Source organism: Streptomyces sp. NPDC054834, from assembly GCF_053611185.1.
Genome location: NZ_JBSGZV010000012.1, coordinates 57,722 through 73,640, shown reverse-complemented (window position 1 = coordinate 73,640; position 15,919 = coordinate 57,722). Strand labels below are relative to the sequence as shown.

General features: G+C 71.3%; 14 protein-coding genes. 5 read left to right on the top strand and 9 right to left on the bottom strand.

The genetic code is table 11. The features are described from left to right. Nucleotides 1-342 precede the first annotated feature (342 nt). Nucleotides 343-2,136 (bottom strand): prolyl oligopeptidase family serine peptidase, encoded by a 1,794-nt coding sequence (locus ACWGJM_RS18390; protein WP_453412712.1) that lies wholly within the window; start codon nt 2,134-2,136, stop codon nt 343-345. A 145-nt stretch (nt 2,137-2,281) separates the two neighbouring features. Between ACWGJM_RS18390 and ACWGJM_RS18385 the strand changes: the two genes are divergently transcribed. After that, nucleotides 2,282-3,061, top strand: a complete 780-nt coding sequence (locus ACWGJM_RS18385) for an SURF1 family protein (protein ID WP_453412711.1) — start codon at nt 2,282-2,284, stop codon at nt 3,059-3,061. A gap of 61 nt (nt 3,062-3,122) precedes the next feature. Here the strand turns inward: ACWGJM_RS18385 and ACWGJM_RS18380 are convergent, their stop codons facing one another. From ACWGJM_RS18380 to ACWGJM_RS18350, 7 genes are all read right to left on the bottom strand, one after another. Then, the gene (locus ACWGJM_RS18380; RefSeq protein ID WP_453412710.1) at nt 3,123-4,295 is read right to left on the bottom strand and encodes a hypothetical protein; all 1,173 of its coding nucleotides are present in this window, start codon (nt 4,293-4,295) and stop codon (nt 3,123-3,125) included. Beyond that, nucleotides 4,292-4,921, bottom strand: coding sequence for a SigE family RNA polymerase sigma factor (locus tag ACWGJM_RS18375; protein WP_453412709.1), 630 nt, complete (start codon nt 4,919-4,921; stop codon nt 4,292-4,294). The genes ACWGJM_RS18380 and ACWGJM_RS18375 overlap by 4 nt, the downstream gene beginning before the upstream one ends. 496 nt (nt 4,922-5,417) lie before the next feature. Then, a complete protein-coding gene (locus tag ACWGJM_RS18370) occupies nt 5,418-6,470 on the bottom strand; it encodes an aspartate-semialdehyde dehydrogenase (RefSeq protein WP_453412708.1) in 1,053 nt (350 codons plus the stop codon). Continuing rightward, the gene (locus tag ACWGJM_RS18365) at nt 6,467-7,744 is read right to left on the bottom strand and encodes an aspartate kinase (protein ID WP_453412707.1); all 1,278 of its coding nucleotides are present in this window, start codon (nt 7,742-7,744) and stop codon (nt 6,467-6,469) included. Before ACWGJM_RS18365 ends, ACWGJM_RS18370 begins: the two co-directional genes overlap by 4 nt. Before the next feature lie 192 nt (nt 7,745-7,936). Further along, complete coding sequence (locus ACWGJM_RS18360; protein ID WP_453412706.1) at nt 7,937-8,599, bottom strand: DUF5063 domain-containing protein; 663 nt, start codon at nt 8,597-8,599, stop codon at nt 7,937-7,939. Then, nucleotides 8,592-9,191, bottom strand: coding sequence for a recombination mediator RecR (recR, locus tag ACWGJM_RS18355; RefSeq protein WP_132856910.1), 600 nt, complete (start codon nt 9,189-9,191; stop codon nt 8,592-8,594). The genes ACWGJM_RS18360 and recR overlap by 8 nt, the downstream gene beginning before the upstream one ends. Before the next feature lie 55 nt (nt 9,192-9,246). After that, complete coding sequence (locus ACWGJM_RS18350) at nt 9,247-9,591, bottom strand: YbaB/EbfC family nucleoid-associated protein (RefSeq protein ID WP_453412705.1); 345 nt, start codon at nt 9,589-9,591, stop codon at nt 9,247-9,249. A gap of 256 nt (nt 9,592-9,847) precedes the next feature. On the opposite strand from ACWGJM_RS18350, the gene ACWGJM_RS18345 reads away from it, so the two are divergent. Next, on the top strand, nt 9,848-10,597 hold the full coding sequence (locus ACWGJM_RS18345; protein WP_453412704.1) for an SLATT domain-containing protein: 750 nt from the start codon (nt 9,848-9,850) through the stop codon (nt 10,595-10,597). Between the two features lie 33 nt (nt 10,598-10,630). Here ACWGJM_RS18345 and ACWGJM_RS18340 read toward each other — a convergent pair whose 3' ends face one another. Continuing rightward, on the bottom strand, nt 10,631-12,703 hold the full coding sequence (locus ACWGJM_RS18340; protein ID WP_453412826.1) for a protein kinase domain-containing protein: 2,073 nt from the start codon (nt 12,701-12,703) through the stop codon (nt 10,631-10,633). Between the two features lie 196 nt (nt 12,704-12,899). Here ACWGJM_RS18340 and ACWGJM_RS18335 point away from each other — a divergent pair, with 196 nt between their 5' ends. The 3 genes from ACWGJM_RS18335 (at nt 12,900) to ACWGJM_RS18325 (ending at nt 15,837) form a co-directional block, all read left to right on the top strand. Then, entirely contained in the window at nt 12,900-14,255 is a 1,356-nt protein-coding gene (locus ACWGJM_RS18335; RefSeq protein ID WP_453412703.1) for an aminotransferase class III-fold pyridoxal phosphate-dependent enzyme, read from the top strand. Between the two features lie 112 nt (nt 14,256-14,367). Further along, on the top strand, nt 14,368-15,072 hold the full coding sequence (locus ACWGJM_RS18330) for a GntR family transcriptional regulator (RefSeq protein ID WP_453412702.1): 705 nt from the start codon (nt 14,368-14,370) through the stop codon (nt 15,070-15,072). 114 nt (nt 15,073-15,186) lie between these two features. Then, entirely contained in the window at nt 15,187-15,837 is a 651-nt protein-coding gene (locus tag ACWGJM_RS18325) for a hypothetical protein (protein ID WP_453412701.1), read from the top strand. Nucleotides 15,838-15,919 lie beyond the last annotated feature (82 nt).

Genomic DNA, 15,919 nt, shown 5'->3' with positions numbered 1-15,919 from the left:
GGTGACCTGGAGTACGACAGGCACACCATCCTTACTGAGGATTCCCGGAGTATAGACGTACGGTCCCACCGTCACCCCGTACAGGCCGACCGACTCGCCAGGATCGCTTGCATTAGCCATGCCCGACTAACGTCGGCACTTTTCACTTGGATGCGCGGCGATCGGGTGAACAACCATACGGAAAAGCGCTTTAACCAACCCTCCTTTATTCCGGATCGAAAGTAGCGCGGATAACCCGACTGGAAAAGAAACGTAAGTCGCATTGCACACAGTCCACCGGACCGGTTGCACACAGTCCACCGGGCTGGGGCCGTGCCGCGCGGACACGCACGGCCCCGCACCTCACGCCGTCGGCTTCAGGTGCCTCGCCGCGAAGTCCAGCTCCAGCCGCACCTGCTTGATCCGCTCGTCCACCACCAGCGATCCGTGCCCCGCGTCGTAGCGGTACACCTCGTGGACGGCCCCACGGGACTCCAGACGCTTGACGTAGTTGTCGATCTGGCGGATCGGGCAGCGGGGGTCGTTGACGCCGGCGGAGATGTAGACGGGCGCCTTGACCTGGTCGACGTAGGTGAGGGGGGAGGAGGCCTCGAAGCGGCCGGGGACCTCCTCCGGGGTGCCGCCCAGGAGGGTGCGGTCCATGGCCTTCAGGGCTTCCATCTCGTCGTGGTACGCGGTGACGTAGTCGGCGACCGGGACGACGGCGATGCCCAGGGCCCAGACGTCCGGCTGGGTGCCGATGCCGAGCAGGGTGAGGTAGCCGCCCCAGGAGGCGCCGGTCAGGATCAGACGCTCGGGGTCGGCGAGCCCGGAGGAGACCGCCCACTCGCGGACCGCGGCCACGTCCTCCAGCTCGATCAGACCGACCCGGTGCTTCAACGCGTCCGTCCAGGCCCGGCCGTAGCCCGTGGAACCCCGGTAGTTGATCCTGACCACCGCGTAGCCGTGGTCCACCCAGGCCGCCGGGCCCGCGGCGAAGGCGTCGCTGTCGTGCCAGGTCGGACCGCCGTGCAGATCGAAGACGGTGGGCAGGGGGCCCGTCGCGCCGGCCGGCTTCTGGATCAGGGCGTGGATGCGGCCACCGGGGCCCTCGACCCACACGTCCTCCACCGGGACCGAGCCCGGGCACTTCAGGCCGGGCGGGTCCAGGACCACCCGGCCCGTCGTCGAGCGGACCGACGACGGCTCGGCGGCCGAGGACCAGAGGTACTCCACGCTGCCGTCCGGGCGGGCCGTCGCACCGGAGACCGTGCCCGGCGGGGTGGGGATCCTCGTCAGCTCGCGGCTGCCCAGGTCGTACCGGAACACCTCGCTGCGGGCCTTGAAACTGTGGGCGACGAGCAGCGCCGTCCCGTCCGGACACCACTCCGCGCTCACGTCGCCCGGCAGGTCCAGCACCAGGTCCGTCTCCTCACCCGAGGCGACGTCCCAGACCAGCGGCTCCCACCGGCCGCGCCGCTGGTGACCGATGAGCAGACGCGTGTCGCCGTCGAGCGGGGCGAAGCCCAGCACCTCCAGGCCCAGCTCCTCGGTGCCGCCCTTGGTGTCGTCCAGCTCGGCGACCGCCGTGCCGTCCGGGCGCAGCACGCGCAGCGCCGAGTGCATCGCGTCGCCGTGCTCCGTGTGCTCGATGGCGATCAGGGAGCCGTCGTGGGAGAGGTCCCCGACGCCCGCCGACTCCCGGTGGCGGTACAGCTCGAAGGGCGCCTCGCCCTCCCTCGCCACGTGGATGGTCGAACCCTCGTCGTCCGTCGAGCGCCCGACGACCGCCGTACGCCCGTCCCGGGACAGGGCCAGGCCCGCCGGGTAGGAGGGCTCCAGGCCCGGGGTGGCCAGTTCGTCCTCGCCGCCCGTGAACCGCTGGCGGCGCCACACCCCGAACTCGTCGCCGTCCTTGTCGTCGAACCACCAGATCCAGGCGCCGTCCGGGGAGAGCACGCCGTCCGTCGTGCCGTTCGGCCGGGACGTCACCTGGCGCTGCTCTCCACTCGTACGGTCCCAGGCGTACAGCTCGTACGTCCCCGTCGCGTTCGACACGAACAGGGAGCGGTGCGGCGCGTCCTCCGCCCAGTCGGGCAGCGACACCCGCGGCGCCCGAAAGCGCTTCTCCCAGTCCGGCATGTTGCTCTCACTCATGGCCCCAGTCATGCGCCCATACTGCCCGTCCGCGACGACAAATAGCTGGTGGGTGTGCGCAGCCTGTGGATAACTTTTGCGATCATGCGCCTCCGAAGGCCTCCCGGGTCCGGGGACTCCGGCGGGCCCCCGTACCGTTGACGGCGTGTACCGCTTTCTGCTGACACCCCGCTGGTGGGGCATCAACGTCTTCGTGCTGCTCGCCATCCCGTTCTGCGTCTTCATGGGGTCCTGGCAGCTGAGCCGGTTCGAGGCGCGGGTGCAGGACCACCACGACGCGAGCGAGCGGGCCGTGTCCGACCGGCACGAGGCGGCCCGGCCGCTGGCCGAGCTGCTGCCCGTGGACCAGAGCACCTCGGGCAGGCAGGTCACCGCGACCGGGCGGTACGGCAAGCAGCTCCTCGTGCCCGACCGGGAGCTGGACGGAAAGAACGGCTTCTACGTGCTGGCGCTGCTGCGGACCGACTCCGGGCAGGCCCTGCCGGTCGTGCGCGGCTGGCTGCCCGGCACCGCGAATCCGGCCGAGGCGCCCGCCCCTCCGGCCGGTCAGGTCACCGTCACCGGGGCGCTCCAGGCCTCCGAGACGCCCGGGGACAACGGCGTCAGCTCGGCGGGCGGGCTGCCGGCCGGGCAGACGGCGGCGATCAGCTCCGCGTCGCTGGTGAACCTGGTGCCGTACCGGGTGTACGACGCCTGGGTCACCCTCGACAAGGGGGACTCGGGAATGAAGGCCGTCCCGGCGAGCGCGCCCGCCGGCTCGGGTCTCGACCTCAAGGCCTTCCAGAACCTCGGCTACACCGGAGAGTGGTTCGTCTTCGCCGGCTTCGTCGTCTTCATGTGGTTCCGGCTGCTGCGCCGCGAGGTCGAGTTCGCACGGGACGCTGCGCTGGGCTTGGTGCCGGAGGGGGAGACCGCGGGGGTGTGACCCCCGTTCCGGAGTATTCAGCCATGGGGTCCAGGGGGCGGAGCCCCCTGGCGGCCCAGGGTCATGACCCCGAGAGCACTCCGGTCCAGTAGACCGTTCCGGCGCAGGCGTTGGCGACCGTCACTGACGCCGTCGGGGATCCGGCCTCCGGGGTGTGGGACACCACAACGCTGCCGTCCGCCGTGCCGTCCGCGGCGAAGAGCTGGGTGGTGGCTCCGGAGGAGGTCGTACCGGAGGTGTCCGTGCTGCCGGTCGCACCGGTGTCCTGCGTGGGCGACGGGTCGGGCGTGGCGCCCCCGGTGTCCGTGCCGCCGCCGGGGTCCGTGCCGCCGCCGGTCGTGGGGCAGGTCTCGGACGGGACGAAGGCGAACTTCTCCTCGTAGGCCGCGCCGGGCAGCAGCACCAGTCCGGAGGCCTCCAGCGACGGGTCGGGCAGGCCCGCCGCCGCGTCGCCGGACACGTGCCGGGCCGTGCCGATCTTGGTCGGGTCCGCAGCGCCCTGCGCGGCAGCGCCCACGCTGCCCGGGCCGCCGACGGTACAGCTGGTGGAGGAGACGTTGACGACGCGGAAGGTGCCGTAGACCACACCGGTCGAGTCGGGCGCGTTGGCGGTCCCCGTGGCCGAACCCAGCTGGGCCGCCGTGCACACCGAGGTGGCGGTGCCCACGGTGGCGGAGGGGTTCGCACCGCCGGTGGAGCCGGTGCCGCTGCCCGTGCCCCTGTCCTTGCTGGAGGGCTTCGTGCCGCCCTTGTCCTTGCCGCCCGGCTTGCCGCTGGATCCGCCCGCGGTGCTGGCCCCGCCGTCCGGGTTCTTGCCCGAGCCGCCGCTCTGGGCCTGGGAGGCCTGGCCGGCCATGGAGGTGTTGGGGTCGGAGCCCGTGGCGTTGGAGACGTGCACCAGGGCCGGGATGGCGGTACCGATGAACAGCGCCGCGGCGGCCATGCCGACGACGGCCTGCCGCTTGCGCGCCCGCCGGGCGGGCACCGCGCGCCGCAGGTGGTCGAGCGTGCCGTCACTCGGCTCGATGTCGTCGACGGCCGAGTGCAGCAGCCGACGCAGGTCCAGCTCGTCCGAGTCGAGCCCGTCGGGGCTCTGGTCGTCGGGGCCGTGGTTCACAGTTCCGTTCCCAGCGTGCGTTGGCGTGTGCTCTTGCTCGTCCTGGTTGGTCGGTTCGTGCCAGGCATAGGGTTCGTGGCGGTCATGGGAGCCGCCCTCTTCGACGCGGTCGCTCATGATTGCGCCGCCTCCATGGAGACCCGGAGGGCGGCGATGCCGCGCGAGCCGTACGCCTTCACGGAGCCCAGCGATATCCCGAGCGTCTCGGCGACCTGGGCCTCGGTCATGTCGGCGAAGTAGCGCAGGACGAGGACCTCGCGCTGGCGGCGCTGAAGGCCCTTCATCGCCTTGATGAGGTCCCGGCGCTCCAGCGAGTCGTACGCGCCCTCCTCCGCGCTCGCCATGTCCGGCATCGGCTTCGACAGCAGCTTCAGGCCGAGTATGCGGCGGCGCAGCGCGGAGCGGGAGAGGTTGACGACGGTCTGGCGGAGGTAGGCGAGGGTCTTCTCCGGGTCCCGGACGCGCTTGCGGGCCGAGTGGACGCGTATGAAGGCCTCCTGGACGACGTCCTCGCAGGAGGCGGTGTCGTCGAGGAGGAGCGCGGCCAGGCCGAGCAGCGAGCGGTAGTGGGCCCGGTAGGTCTCGGTGAGGTGGTCGACGGTGGTGCCGGCCGCGACGGTGTCCTCGGCGTTCTCGGCGCTCTCACGCGGAGTCGGTACGCCGTCACGCTGGTTCGGGAGGCGGGTGGGCCGCGCTGCGGGCATGGGCGCGATCACCGGCATGCCGCCGGGCGTGCCGGGCATGCGGGGTCGGAGCGTCGCACGGGGCCGGAAAGCCGTGCCGTGGGGCGCCGCAGTGAAGTCGAGTACCTCTGCCACGCCTGTTGGACACGCTTCCCCCCCTCGGGGTTGTACGTGCCGGGCATCACTTTCGCGCCGAGTGTCGTCGGCGTGATCAGCGCACCTGCGGCCGATGGCGTCTCCGTGACCGGCAGCACATTCGACGAGGCCTCAAATGCCGTCATCCGTCCCGCTCTTCCTTTATGTCCCATATGAACGGGCGTCCCCACGCCCCGATCACGGCGTCCCCACGCCAGGATCATGCGTCCTCACACCCCGTAAGGGCGACCGCAAAGACGCTCCCCGCCCTCCGCGTGGTTGCGGAGGGCGGGGAGAAAAATCTTCGGACGCCGAGGGGCTCGATTCAAGTGGTCCGGACCATGCTCCTGACCACACTTTTTACGCAGAACCTATGAATGGGCGCGCTCCCACCGCCGGTCTTCCGGCAGACCCGGGGGCCTCACGAGAACTCCGCCGCCAGCAGTTCGGCGATCTGCGCGGTGTTCAGCGCGGCACCTTTGCGCAGATTGTCCCCGCATACGAAGAGTTCGAGCGCGGTGGGATCGTCGAGCGCCCGCCGCACCCGCCCGACCCAGGTCGGATCGGTGCCCACCACGTCGGCGGGCGTGGGGAACTCCCCGGCGGCGGGGTCGTCGCACAGCACGACACCGGGCGCCGTGGCGAGGATCTCCCGGGCTCCGTCGACGCTGACCTCGCCCTGGAAGCGGGCGTGGACAGTGAGGGAGTGGGTGGTGACGACCGGCACGCGCACACAGGTCACGGCGACGGGCAGCTTCGGCAGTCCGAGGATCTTGCGGGACTCGTCCCGCACCTTCATCTCCTCCGACGACCAGCCGTCCTCCCGCAGCGACCCGGCCCACGGCACGACGTTCAGCGCGACCGGCTCCGGGAACGGCCCCGTGGCGTCCCCCACGGCCCGCCGCACGTCACCGGGGCTGGTCCCGAGCTCCGTACCGGCGACCAGGGACAGCTGGGCGCGCAGCGTGTCCACGCCGGCCCGCCCGGCCCCGCTCACCGCCTGGTACGAGGACACCACCAGCTCACGCAGCCCGAACTCGGCGTGCAGCGCGCCCAGGGCGACGATCATCGACAGGGTCGTGCAGTTGGGGTTGGCGATGATGCCGCGCGGGCGGACCCGGACCGTGTGCGGATTGACCTCGGGGACGACCAGGGGCACGTCCGGGTCCATCCGGAAGGCGCCCGAGTTGTCCACGACGACGGCACCGCGCGCGGCGGCGATCGGCGCCCACCGCGCGGAGACCTCGTCGGGAACGTCGAACATGGCGACGTCGACCCCGTCGAAGGCCTCCTCGGTGAGGGCGACCACCTCGACCTCCTCGCCGCGCACGGCCAGCTTGCGGCCGGCCGAGCGCGGGGAGGCGATCAGGCGGATCTCGCCCCAGACATCGGCGCGCTCGGACAGGATCCGGAGCATGACCGTGCCGACGGCTCCGGTCGCTCCCACGACCGCGAGCGTCGGTCTGCGGGTCATCGCCCGGTGCCTCCGTAGACGACGGCCTCGTCGGTGTCGGAGTCGAGTCCGAAGGCGCTGTGCACGGCCCGCACGGCCTCCGGCACGTCGTCGGCGCGGGTGACTACCGAGATACGGATCTCGGAGGTCGAGATCAACTCGATGTTCACGCCCGCGTCGGACAGCGCCTCGAAGAAGGAGGCGGTGACGCCCGGGTTCGTCTTCATGCCCGCGCCGACCAGGGAGATCTTGCCGATCTGGTCGTCGTAGCGCAGCGAGTCGAAGCCGATGCCGGACTTGTTCTTCTCCAGCGCGTCGATGGCCTTGCGGCCCTCGGTCTTGGGCAGCGTGAAGGAGATGTCCGTCAGGCCGGTGGACGCGGCGGACACGTTCTGCACGACCATGTCGATGTTGACCGCGGCGTCCGCGATCGCGCGGAAGATCGAGGCGGCCTCGCCCGGCTTGTCCGGCACGCCGACGACCGTGATCTTGGCCTCGGAGGTGTCGTGCGCGACACCGGAGATGATGGCCTGCTCCACCTTCTTGTCCCCTTGCTCGATCGGCTCGCTGCTGACCCACGTGCCCTGGAGCCCGCTGAAGCTGGACCGGACATGGATCGGGATGTTGTAACGGCGGGCGTACTCCACACAGCGGTGGAGCAGCACCTTGGAGCCGGAGGCCGCGAGCTCCAGCATGTCCTCGAAGGAGATCCAGTCGATCTTCTTCGCCTTCTTCACCACGCGCGGGTCGGCGGTGAACACGCCGTCGACGTCGGTGTAGATCTCACAGACCTCGGCGTCGAGCGCGGCCGCGAGGGCCACGGCCGTGGTGTCGGAGCCACCCCGGCCCAGCGTCGTGATGTCCTTCTTGTCCTGGCTGACACCCTGGAACCCGGCGACGATGGCGATGTTGCCCTCGTCCAGCGCGGTGCGGATGCGGCCCGGCGTGACGTCGATGATCCGGGCTTTGTTGTGGACCGAGTCGGTGATGACACCTGCCTGGCTGCCGGTGAACGACTGGGCCTCGTGACCCAGGTTTTTGATCGCCATGGCCAGCAGGGCCATGGAGATCCGCTCTCCGGCGGTCAGCAGCATGTCGAACTCACGCCCGGCAGGCATCGGGGACACCTGCTCGGCGAGATCGATCAGCTCGTCCGTCGTGTCGCCCATCGCGGAAACCACGACAACCACCTGGTTGCCGTTCTTCTTGGCTTCCACGATCCGCTTGGCGACGCGCTTGATGCCCTCGGCATCGGCTACGGAGGAGCCTCCGTACTTCTGCACGACAAGGCCCACGTGCGCTCCTCGCTCCGGTATGTATCGGTCGGCTCAGTCTAACGAGCGCCCGGATTTCCCCTCCGCGATATCGCATCGTGAGATCCCGGCCGCCCGTCCGGAACAGCACATGCCCAGCCGGCGGGAGCCCACTCGGAAAGTGCCCCGGGTCACAGAGGCCGCTGCGCAGGGGCCGGCCGCGGGAACCGGCGACTACTTGGCGTCGCGCACTCCCAGCGGGTCCCCGATCTCCTGGGCCATGACGCGGCCCGCCTCGAACTCCAGGGTCTCGTCGCCCATGGCGGGCTGGTCGATGTCGAGGCCGTCGAGTTCTTCCAGGGGCTGGTTCAGACGGACGTGGATGAGTACCGACTGGAGGGCGCGCAGCATGGCCGAGGCCGTGGGGCCCCAGTTGGAGAAGTAGGAGAACTGCCACCACCACAGGGCCTCCGTGGTGCGGCCGGCCCGGTAGTGGACCATGCCGTGGCGCAGGTCGGTGATGACGTCGGCCAGGTCGTCGGAGATCCTGGCCGGAACCGGCGCCTTGCGGGGCTCGTAGGGGTCGAAGACCTCCGAGTAGACGTCGATCGGTTCCAGGAGGCGTACGAGGTTCTCGCGGAGCCCGTCGACGTCGGGTTCCGGGCCCGGGTCCGGCTCGTAGCGCTCGTCGGGGACGATGTCCTCGTGGGCGCCGAGCCGGCCGCCGGCCAGCAGGAGCTGCGAGACCTCCAGAAGGAGGAAGGGCACCGCCGATTCCGGCTCGTCGCCCTTCGCCACCTCCGTGACGGCGACCAGGAAACTCTCCACCTGGTCCGCGATCTGGACCGCGAAGTCGTCCGGGTCCTGCGATGTGGCGTGCAGCGTGGCGTCAGACATCTAGGAGTCGTCTCCCCTCGAAGGCGCGGCCGAGCGTGACCTCGTCCGCGTATTCCAGGTCGCCACCCACCGGGAGGCCGCTGGCCAGGCGGGTGACCTTCAGGCCCATGGGTTTGATCATTCGGGCGAGGTACGTGGCCGTGGCCTCGCCCTCCAGGTTCGGATCCGTGGCAAGGATCAGCTCCGTGACCGTCCCGTCGGCCAACCGCGCGAGAAGTTCCCGTATACGCAGGTCGTCGGGACCGACGCCCTCGATCGGGCTGATCGCGCCGCCGAGCACGTGGTAGCGGCCGCGGAACTCGCGGGTGCGCTCGATCGCCACGACGTCCTTCGGCTCCTCCACCACGCAGATGACGGCCGGGTCGCGGCGCGCGTCACGGCAGATGCCGCACAGCTCCTCCTGCGCGACATTGCCGCAGGTCGCGCAGAAGCGGACCTTCGCCTTCACCTCGAGGAGGGCCTGTGCGAGCCGCCGTACGTCCGTCGGCTCCGCCTGGAGGATGTGGAAGGCGATCCGCTGCGCGCTCTTGGGACCGACGCCGGGCAGACGACCCAGCTCGTCGATGAGGTCCTGGACCACGCCTTCGTACAACGGACTGCCCTTCCTGGAGTCTTACGGTACGTACCGTAGTTGGCGATGGCCGGTCTTAGAAAGGCAGGCCCGGAATGCCGCTGCCGCCACCCAGACCCTGGGCCAGCGGACCCAGCTTCTGCTGCTGCAACGCCTGCGCGTTCTCGTTGGCCGCGTGGACGGCCGCGACGATCAGATCGGCGAGGGTGTCGGTGTCGTCCGGGTCCACGGCCTTGGGGTCGATCCGCAGCGCGCGCAGCTCGCCGGCGCCGGTCACCGTGGCCCGCACCAGGCCGCCGCCCGCCTGCCCGTCGACCTCCGTGGCCGCGAGTTCCTCCTGCGCCCGCGCCAGATCCTGCTGCATCTTCTGGGCCTGCTGGAGCAGCTGCTGCATGTTGGGCTGGCCACCACCGGGAATCACGATCAGCTCCTGGTCTCGTCGTTTCCTCCGTTGTGCACGAGCCTACGTGGTCCACTCGGCCGTCGCCCCAGCACTCTTTCGAGTGACATATGCGGCAGCCCTATACCTGACCAAGGCCCTCTTACGGGCGGAAAACCGACGGAAGCGACACCCTCGCCACCCGTTGGGCGGTAGGAAGGGTCCACACATCGACATGCGCTATCACGCGGAGTGACGGGCCGGAATCAGTAGGGTCGCAATCAGTAGGGAGTGCCGGGTGGGTCAGCCGGAGATGCAGCCCGAGGGTCCGCCTCAGGACGGGCGGGGCGAGGGGGCGGCCGGGCTGCGGCCGGGCGATCTGACCGGGCGGCCGTTTCCGCTCGGGGACTGGGGCGAGCCGGCGGAGCGGCTCGACGAGCTGTACCGGTGGGTGGAACGAAGAGCACTGGACACCGCGGCCTGGTACCTCGCGGACCGGGTGTGGAAACGTCGCAGCGCGCGGGCGCTGCGCGGCGGAGCGGCGGCCGGGGCGGTGTGCGGGGCCGCGCTGCCCCTGCTGGACCTCACCGGAGTGGCCGGCGGGGCCGCCGCCTGGGGGTATCTGGCGTTCGTGCTGGCGGTGGCGTGCGTGGCCGTGGACCGGTTCTTCGGGATCACGTCCGGGTGGATAAGGGACGTGGCCACCGCGCAGGCCGTGCAGCGGCGGCTACAGGTGCTCCAGTTCGACTGGGCGTCGGAAAGCGTGCGGGAGGTGCTCGGGCCGACGGAGGGGACGGCCGGGGAGGCCGCGGAGCGGTGTCTCGGGGTGCTGCGGAGGTTCTCCGAGGACGTGACGGAGCTGGTGCGGGTGGAGACGGCGGACTGGATGGTGGAGTTCCGCACCGGGGCGGCGCCGCTGGGGATCCAGACGGCGGTGGCTTCCGGCGTGCGGCCGGAGAACACGTCCACCGGACCGGGCCGGTTTTCCCTCCCGCCGGGACCGGCCCGCCCGAACATGCCTCGGCAGCGGCCGCCGGAGCCGCGCTGATCCCTGCGGGGCTCACAGCGTGCGCTGGGCTTCTCATTCCTTGCTGTAGGTCAGGCTCTCCACGCTGCCCTGCATATCGCGTCGCAGCCGGCCGTCCGACAGCAGATCGACCTCGCTGGCGACGCCCGGCTTGCACTCCGAACTCGGGCCGTCGGTGACGGTGGACGGCGTGATCTCCAACGGGCCGTCGGCGCCCGGCTGTTGGGCGAGCTTCGCCTCGAAGACGCAGTGGTACGTCCCGCCTTCCTTGGTGGGCCCGTCGGCGACCACCGTGAGGACCGTGTCCCCCACCTCGCCCTGCTGGAGGGTCAGTTCGCGGGTGTGGTGGCCGAGGGAGTTGTCGATCGTTCCCGACCACGTGCCCAGGTATGCCGCCGGGATCGCGCCCTCCGACGCCGACGGGGTCGGGGACTCCGGCTCCGTGGTGGTCGGGGTGGGCCCCGGCGTGGTGGGCGCGCCGGTGGCGGTCGGGGACGGGCTGACCGTGCCCCCGCCGGTGTCCTCGCCGCCGTCCCGCATCAGCGCGTACACCGAGCCGCCCGCGGCGAGCGCGACGACCAGCGCGATCACGACGAGCAGCGCGCTGGACCGCCGGTTTCCCTGCGCGGGCTGGGGCCCGAGGCCGATGGGCGGCGGGCCGTACGGCGGGGTCGAGCCGTAGCCGCCCGCGTACGGGTTGTACGGCCCCTGGGGGCCGGGCTGTTGCGGGTAGCCGTAGGCGACGGGCTGCGGGTGCTGCTGGGGATAGCCGTACGCGGGGTGCGCCGGGGGCATGCCGGGCGGGGGCGTCTGACCGTGACCGGCGACCATCGTCGGGAGGTGGTTCAGGGGCGTGCCGCCGCCCTGCTGCCCCTGCGGGCGCGGATCCCCGGGCGGGGGCGGTGCGGAGGCGTCGTCGGAGGCGGGGGCGTGCTCGGGGGAGGCGGCGGGCGCGGGGGCCGGCGGGCGGTCCGGCATACGGTCCTGACCGGGCGCGCGATCGGGCATGCGGTCCTGACCGGGCCCGGGCTCCTGCTTCCGGTCCTTGTCCTCCAGCCACGCGGGGACGGGGTCGGGCATCCGGTCTCCCCCGGGGGCAGCCGGCGGGTCGGCCACCGGACCGGGTACGGGGGCGGACGCCGCCGCCACCTCGCCTGCCCCGCCGGATCCACCGGTCCCGTCGACCCCTCCAGTCCCCGAGGTCCCCTCCGGATCCTCGGTGTCCAGCAGCCGCACCGCGTGCCGCCCCAGCTGGGCGACGAGCGCCCCCGGCAGCCACGGGTCCCGGGAGCGGCCCCCGGCGACGGTGTCCTCCGCGCCCGTACGCTCCAGGATCGAGTCCAGCGTCGGGCGTGCGGCCGGATCCTTCTTCAGGCAGTCGCGGACGAGGTCGGCGATGCCCTCGGGCACGCCGTCGAGGTCGGGTTCCTCCTGGGCGATGCGGAACATCATCGCGTGCACACCGCTGTTGGAGGTCCCGAAGGGCAGCGCGCCGGTCGCCGCGTAGGCGAGGACCGAGCCGAGGCAGAAGACGTCGCAGGCGGGCGTGATCCGGTCGCCGCGCACCTGCTCGGGGGCCATGAACCCGGGCGAGCCGACCAGCGAGCCGGTGCGGGTGAGCCCGTCCCCGGCCAGGGTCTCCAGCGCCCGCGCGATGCCGAAGTCGATGACCCGCGGCCCGTCGATGGTGACCAGCACGTTGGACGGTTTGAGGTCGCGGTGGACGATCCCGGCGGCGTGGATGTCCTGGAGCGCGTGCGCGAGCCCGGCCGCGAGGATCCGCACCGACCGCTCGGGCAGCGCCCCGTGGTCGTGCCCGACGACCTGTTGGAGGCTGGGCCCGGCGACGTACCCGGTGGCCACCCAGGGCACGGCGGCCTCGGTGTCCGCGTCCAGCACGGGCGCCGTCCAGTGGCCGCCGACCCGGCGCGCGGCCTGCACCTCCTGCCGGAACCGCGCCCGGAACTCCTCCTGTGCGGCGAGCTCCTCGCGCACCAGCTTCACGGCGACGGTACGGCCCCGGTCCGACCGGGCGAGATACACCTGCCCCATGCCGCCCGCGCCCAGCCGCGCCAGCAGCCGATACACCCCGATGCGTTGCGGATCCCCCGGCCCCAGCTTCTCCATCGCCACGCCGCCTCCCCCGATAGGCCCGAAATCTGCGCGTGTGCAACAAAACAGAATAGTGCGGCACTGATCCGCTTCGCAGCGAGCAGGGTCTACGGTTCCGTAACAGCTCTCGACACCCTGTCGCGGATAGCCCCCGCCCAGGGAACAGGACGCCGATACCGGTTCCGCATCGCGGACATCTACGCTCACCGCCATGACCCCTCAGCCCAACCCTCAGGCCGGCGCCGCCGTGAAGGCCGCGGACCGTGCGCACGTGTTCCACTCCTGGTCCGCGCAGGAGCTCATCGACCCGCTCGCCGTCGCCGGCGCCGAAGGGTCGTACTTCTGGGACTACGACGGCAGGCGGTACCTGGACTTCAGCAGCGGGCTCGTCTTCACCAACATCGGCTATCAGCACCCGAAGGTCGTCGCCGCGATCCAGGAGCAGGCCGCGACGATGACGACCTTCGCGCCCGCGTTCGCCGTCGAGGCGCGCTCGGAGGCGGCCCGGCTGATCGCCGAGCGGACGCCCGGCGACCTGGACAAGATCTTCTTCACCAACGGCGGCGCCGACGCCGTCGAGCACGCGGTGCGCATGGCCCGGCTGCACACGGGCCGCCCGAAGGTGCTGTCCGCGTACCGCTCGTACCACGGTGGCACCCAGCAGGCGGTGAACATCACCGGCGACCCGCGCCGCTGGGCCTCCGACAGCGCCGCGGCCGGGGTCGTGCACTTCTGGGCGCCCTTCCTCTACCGCTCCCGGTTCTACGCCGAGACCGAGGAGCAGGAGTGCGCGCGGGCGCTGGAGCACCTGGAGACGACCATCGCCTTCGAGGGGCCCGGGACGATCGCCGCGATCATTCTGGAGACGATCCCGGGAACGGCCGGGATCATGGTCCCGCCGCCGGGTTATCTCGCCGGGGTGCGTGAGCTGTGCGACAAGTACGGGATCGTGTTCGTCCTGGACGAGGTCATGGCCGGGTTCGGGCGGACCGGCGAGTGGTTCGCGGCCGGCCTGTTGGACGTGGTTCCCGACCTGATGACCTTCGCCAAGGGCGTGAACTCCGGGTACGTGCCGCTCGGCGGCGTCGCGATCTCCGGGAAGATCGCGGAGACCTTCGCCAGGCGGCCCTACCCCGGCGGCCTGACGTACTCGGGGCACCCGCTGGCCTGCGCGGCGGCCGTCGCCACGATCAACGTGATGGCCGAGGAGGGCATCGTCGCCAACGCGGCGGCGCTGGGCGCGTCGGTGCTCGAACCGGGGCTGCGGACGCTGGCCGAGCGGCACCCGAGCGTGGGCGAGGTGCGGGGCGTCGGCATGTTCTGGGCGCTCGAGCTGGTGAAGAACCGCGAGACCCGGGAGCCGCTCGTGCCGTACAACGCGGCCGGGGAGGCCAACGCGCCCATGGCGGCGTTCGCCGCGGCGGCGAAGAAGCAGGGCCTGTGGCCCTTCGTGAACATGAACCGGACGCACGTGGTGCCGCCGTGCAACGCGAGCGAGGCGGAGCTGAAGGAGGGGCTGGCGGCACTCGACACCGCGCTGAGCGTGGCGGACGAGTACACGGAGTGACCGAAGTAGCGGTCGTCACAGCTACGTACGTGAATGCTCCGAACGCGTAAGGTGGCGTGCTCGTATACATAAGCGAGTACCCACCCGCACGTGTGAGGAGAGCCCCCCGACCATGCCCGGCAACGGCGCCGTGACCCGCAGCACCCTGCGACAGCAGATAGCGGACGCGCTACGTGACGAGGTGCTTGCCGGGCGGCTGCTGCCGGGGCGGGAATTCACCGTGAAGGAGATAGCGGAGCAGTACGGGGTCTCCGCGACGCCGGTACGCGAGGCGCTGGTCGACCTGTCCGCCCAGGGGGTCCTGGAGGCCGACCAGCACCGCGGCTTCCGGGTCCCGGAGTACACGGCGGCCGACCACCGGAACATGATCGAGGCTCGCAGTCTGGTCACCGACGGCATGTTCCAGGCCCTCGCCGACGGCCATGCCGGCTTCCGGAACCCGGAGGACCCCCGTACGGCGGCCGCCTTCGCCGTGGTGCTGCGCCGCGGCGAGGAGGCGCGACGCGCCGCCGCCGCCGGTGACCTCTCCGTGCTGATCGGCTACGACCTGCGCTTCTGGCGCGAGCTCAGCGCCATGTTCGGCAACCCCTACCTGGCGGACTTCCTGCACCGGCTGCGTGTGCAGTCCTGGGTGTGCACGGTGCAGCACCTGCGCCGCCTCACCGACCTGCGCGGCCACCTGTGGTCCCGGCACACCGAACTGGTCGACGCCCTGGCCCACCGGGACGCCGCGACCGCCCGGTCGATCGTCGCCGCGTACAACGCGCACTCCCTGGCCCTGATCGAGCGGCCGATCGAGCGGCCGGCCGGCGAATGAGGCCCGGGGCATGGGTATGGGACGTGCACGAGGGGAGTCGACCGGGTACCGCACCGACTACGCTTCCCTGTCCACACTGCCATGCTGTACGCGTGCTGATGCGAGGAGCCCTCTTTGGCTTGTGACCTGTGGTTGGTCCCGCTCGTCGATGTGTTGTGCCACACCCCGGACAACCCGTTCGCCGAGGAACTCGCGCAATACAACAAGGTGCTCACCGAGGCCGGGCTCCCACCGGTGCCCGTGTACCAGTACATGCCGGGCCTGTCCGGCGAGGTCGCCCCGGTGGCCGGCTTCGACTACGACGCGCTGCACTTCCTGCGCCGCGTCTACCTGCTCCAGATGTGCGGGCTGCCGGTGACCCCGGTCGACGAACTGGGCGGGGACTACGAGCAGTTGCTGGAGATGTTCGAGTCGACGGCCCAGCAGTCCCACCTGGTCTGGCACTACGACCACGCGGGCGCCTACGTCCCGGTGGACTTCGCGAACCCGCTCTCCAACGACGAACTGCTGGCCGGCGGCGGCCCGCTGGGCTCCTCCCAGACCCTGCTCAGGGAGCTGGAGTTCGTGGCCCCGTCGATCGGCATCGACCCGGCGAATCCGCCGGCACCCCCGGAGCCGCCCCGGGCGCCGACGGAGCTGGAGGAACCGGCCGTCGCCGCCCCCTACGACCCCAGCCCGTTCGCGCGCGAACGGCACGTCTGGCTGGGGCTGCACGCGGCGGCGACGCGGAGCCTGGCGCAGGGTTCGATGATCGTGTTCAGCTGAACCAATCTCCGCTTACCCACCGGTAGTTGACGGACTCGTGTCACGATCGTGACACGAGTCCTTCGAGCGCCTCGATTTCCCG

Excerpts from the sequence above, each read along its gene's own strand:
- ACWGJM_RS18340 (WP_453412826.1), bottom strand. The coding sequence starts at position 12,703 with ATGGAGAAGCTGGGGCCGGGGGATCCGCAACGCATCGGGGTGTATCGG.
- ACWGJM_RS18330 (WP_453412702.1), top strand. The coding sequence starts at position 14,368 with ATGCCCGGCAACGGCGCCGTGACCCGCAGCACCCTGCGACAGCAGATA.
- ACWGJM_RS18380 (WP_453412710.1), bottom strand. The coding sequence starts at position 4,295 with ATGAGCGACCGCGTCGAAGAGGGCGGCTCCCATGACCGCCACGAACCC.
- ACWGJM_RS18390 (WP_453412712.1), bottom strand. The coding sequence starts at position 2,136 with ATGAGTGAGAGCAACATGCCGGACTGGGAGAAGCGCTTTCGGGCGCCG.
- ACWGJM_RS18370 (WP_453412708.1), bottom strand. The coding sequence starts at position 6,470 with ATGACCCGCAGACCGACGCTCGCGGTCGTGGGAGCGACCGGAGCCGTC.
- ACWGJM_RS18335 (WP_453412703.1), top strand. The coding sequence starts at position 12,900 with ATGACCCCTCAGCCCAACCCTCAGGCCGGCGCCGCCGTGAAGGCCGCG.
- ACWGJM_RS18375 (WP_453412709.1), bottom strand. The coding sequence starts at position 4,921 with ATGCCCGGCACGCCCGGCGGCATGCCGGTGATCGCGCCCATGCCCGCA.
- ACWGJM_RS18360 (WP_453412706.1), bottom strand. The coding sequence starts at position 8,599 with ATGTCTGACGCCACGCTGCACGCCACATCGCAGGACCCGGACGACTTC.